Source organism: Streptomyces sp. NPDC054863 (assembly GCF_053610825.1).
The window spans coordinates 1-3,287 of sequence record NZ_JBSGZD010000488.1; the positions used below are offsets into that span (position 1 = coordinate 1).

Annotated in this window: 3 protein-coding genes; 1 reads left to right on the plus strand and 2 read right to left on the minus strand. The window is 70.3% G+C overall.

The annotated features are described in order from the left end of the window. Positions 1-37: 37 nt before the first annotated feature. Together tdh and ACWGIG_RS38065 are read right to left on the minus strand one after the other, a co-directional pair. Positions 38-1,063 carry an L-threonine 3-dehydrogenase gene (tdh, locus tag ACWGIG_RS38060; RefSeq protein ID WP_453326301.1) on the minus strand — a complete coding sequence of 342 codons (1,026 nt, stop codon included), beginning with the start codon at positions 1,061-1,063 and terminating at the stop codon, positions 38-40. 207 nt (positions 1,064-1,270) lie between these two features. Next, complete coding sequence (locus ACWGIG_RS38065) at positions 1,271-2,722, minus strand: dihydrolipoyl dehydrogenase family protein (protein WP_453326302.1); 1,452 nt, start codon at positions 2,720-2,722, stop codon at positions 1,271-1,273. Positions 2,723-2,847: 125 nt separating this feature from the next. Here ACWGIG_RS38065 and trxA point away from each other — a divergent pair. Further along, positions 2,848-3,287, plus strand: a 440-nt coding sequence (trxA, locus tag ACWGIG_RS38070) for a thioredoxin (protein ID WP_453326303.1), incomplete at its 3' end; no start/stop codon positions are given.

Sequence of the window (3,287 nt, forward strand, 5' to 3'; positions counted from 1 at the left end):
CTTGAGCGCCCCGGAGGCGAACCGAGCCTTGAAAAAATCAAGCCCAGTTGAGGATGATCTTGCCGCTGCGGGCGGTGGCCGCCTCGTCGAACGCGGCCTCGAAGTCCTCGTAGCCGTACGAGCCGGTGATGACGGGGCGCAGATCGAGTCCGGCCTCGATCAGGACGGTCATCGCGTACCAGGTCTCGTACATCTCGCGGCCGTAGATCCCCTTGACGGTGATCATCGATGTGACGATCTTCGACCAGTCGACGGCGAATTCCTCGGCGGGCAGGCCCAGCATGGCGATGCGTCCGCCGTGCGTCATGTTGCTGACCATGTCGCGCATCGCTTCGGGGCGGCCGGACATTTCCAGGCCGATGTCGAAGCCCTCTTTGAGGCCGAGCTTGGCCTGCGCCTCGGCGATGCTGCTCTGCGCGACGTTGACGGCGAGGGTGGCGCCGACCTGGCGGGCCAGCTCCAGGCGGGGCTCGCTGACGTCGGTGATGACGACGCTGCGGGCGCCGGCGTGCTTGGCAACGGCGGCGGCCATGATGCCGATCGGGCCCGCGCCGGTGATCAGGACGTCCTCGCCGACCAGCGGGAAGGACAGCGCGGTGTGCACGGCGTTGCCGAACGGGTCGAAGATCGCCGCGACGTCGAGGTCGATCTTGGTGCGGTGCACCCACACGTTGGAGGCGGGCAGCGCCACGTACTCGGCGAAGGCACCGTCGCGGCCGACGCCGAGGCCGACGGTGCTGCGGCACAGGTGGCGGCGGCCGGCCAGACAGTTGCGGCACTTGCCGCACACCAGGTGGCCCTCGCCGCTGACGATGTCGCCGACCGCGATGTCGGCGACGTCCGCGCCGATGTGCGCGACCTCGCCGACGAACTCGTGGCCCAGGACGCGGGGCGTGGTGACGGCCTGCTGCGCCCAGCCGTCCCAGTTGCGGATGTGCAGGTCCGTGCCGCAGATGCCGGTGCGCAGCACCTTGATGAGCACGTCGCCGGGGCCGGTCTCCGGCTCGGGGACGTCCATGAGCCACAGCCCGGGCTCGGCCTTGTGCTTGACGAGTGCTCTCATGGCTGTGGCTCCAGGCGGTAGGGCGTGGCGGCAGCGCGCGGACAGCGCTGACCCGTGGCGATCACCACGGCGGTCCCATGGTGATCGCTTGCGGGCACCAATCTGCCGATCCGCGCGGGCCGCGTCCATCGAGGATTTCTTAAGTGGCCCCCAAGCCGAGCTTCATTCGCACACGGGTCGGACCGGTCGGCACACCGAACCGCCCGCTCACCCCCGGTACGTCTCCAGCAGCCGCAGCCAGACCTCGCTGATCGTCGGATACGAAGGAACCGCGTGCCACAGCCGTGACAGCGGCACCTCGCCCACCACGGCCACCGTGGCGGAGTGCACCAGTTCGCTGACCGCGGGGCCGACGAACGTGACGCCGACGAGGGTCTCGGTGTCGAGGTCGACGACCATGCGGGCGCGGCCCTTGTAGCCGGAGGCGTAGAGGCCCGCTCCGGCGACGGAGGCCATGTCGTGGTCGACGGCCCGCACCCTGCGGCCGGCCCGCTCGGCCTCCGCGAGGGTGAGCCCGACCGAGCCCGCCTCGGGGTCGGTGAAGACCACCTGGGGGACGGCGGCGTGGTCGGCGGTCGCCGAGTGGGCTCCCCAGGGGGCGTCGTCCACGGAGCGGCCCTGTGCCCGGGCGGCGATCGCCTCGCCCGCGATGCGGGCCTGGTACTTGCCCTGGTGGGTGAGGAGCGCCCGGTGGTTGGCGTCTCCCACCGCGTACAGCCAGTCGGAACCCGTCACCCGGCAGCTGTCGTCGACGCCGAGCCAGGAGCCGGGCTTGAGGCCCACCGTGTCCAGGCCGATGTCGTCCGTCCTGGGCGCGCGGCCCACCGCGAAGAGGATCTCGTCGGCTTCGAGCTGCTCGCCCCCGTCGAGGGTGACGGTGACCGTCGCTCCGTCGCGCTCCACCGCGGAGACCGACACTCCGGTACGTACGGTGGCGCCCGCCTCTTCGAGGGCTTCGCGGACGAGGGCCCCTGCGAAGGGCTCCATCCTGGGCAGCAGCCCCTCCTCACCCCGTACGAGAACGGTGACCTGCGAGCCGAACGCCTGCCAGGCGGTGGCCATCTCGACGCCGACCACTCCCCCGCCGACGACCACCAGCCGCCCCGGCACCTCCTTGGCGCTGGTCGCCTCGCGGCTCGTCCAGGGCTTGGCGTCGGCGATGCCGGGCAGGTCGGGGACGACGGCCCTGGTGCCCGTGCAGATCGCCACGGCGTGCCGGGCGACCAGCGTCGTCCGTCCGCCGTCGGGGGCCTGGACGGTGACCTTCCTGGGCCCTTCGAGACGGCCGTGGCCGCGGTGGATCGCCACGCCGATCGACTCCAGCCAGCCGACCTGCCCGTCGTCCTTCCAGTTCGAGGTGTAGTAGTCGCGGTGGGCGAGGACCGCCGGTACGTCGAGGTCGCCCTGAACCGACTGCTTCAGCCCGGGTACGCGGCGGGCGTCGGCCCGTGCCACGACCGGGCGCAGCAGTGCCTTGCTGGGCATGCACGCCCAGTACGAACACTCGCCGCCGATCAGTTCGGACTCGACGACTGCGACGCTCAGCCCGGCCGCGGCGGCCCGGTCCGCGACGTTCTCGCCGACCGGGCCCGCGCCCAGCACCACGACGTCGTACTCGGTGGATTCCCGGCCTTCTTCGGTTCCTGCGGCAGCTGTCATGAAACTCAGTCTGATGGGTGGTGTGCGCCGCGACCACAGGGGAAGGCGAACCGACGGAATAGGGCGGCGCCGCGCACCGTTGTGCGGTGACGGCGACGCCCGGAATGACGGAAGAGGAGCACAACATGGCCACTGTCGAGCTGACCAAAGAGAACTTCGACAGCGTAGTGACCGACAACGACTTCGTCCTGATCGACTTCTGGGCGTCGTGGTGCGGCCCCTGCCGTCAGTTCGCGCCGGTCTACGAGGGGGCTTCCGACCGTCACCAGGACCTGGTCTTCGCCAAGGTCGACACCGAGGCCCAGCAGGAGCTGGCTGCGGCCTTCGAGATCCAGTCGATCCCGACCCTGATGATCGTCCGCGAGAACGTCGCGGTGTTCGCCCAGCCGGGCGCGCTGCCCGAGGCGGCTCTTGAGGACGTCATCGGCCAGGCCCGCAACCTGCTCTCCCTCACAGCCGACGAGGACGACATGTCCTACCTCACCGAAGACAGCTCCTTCAGCAACATCCACCACCTCGAGCAGCCGAACGGCGACTTAGCCCACACACACGCCCGGCACATCTA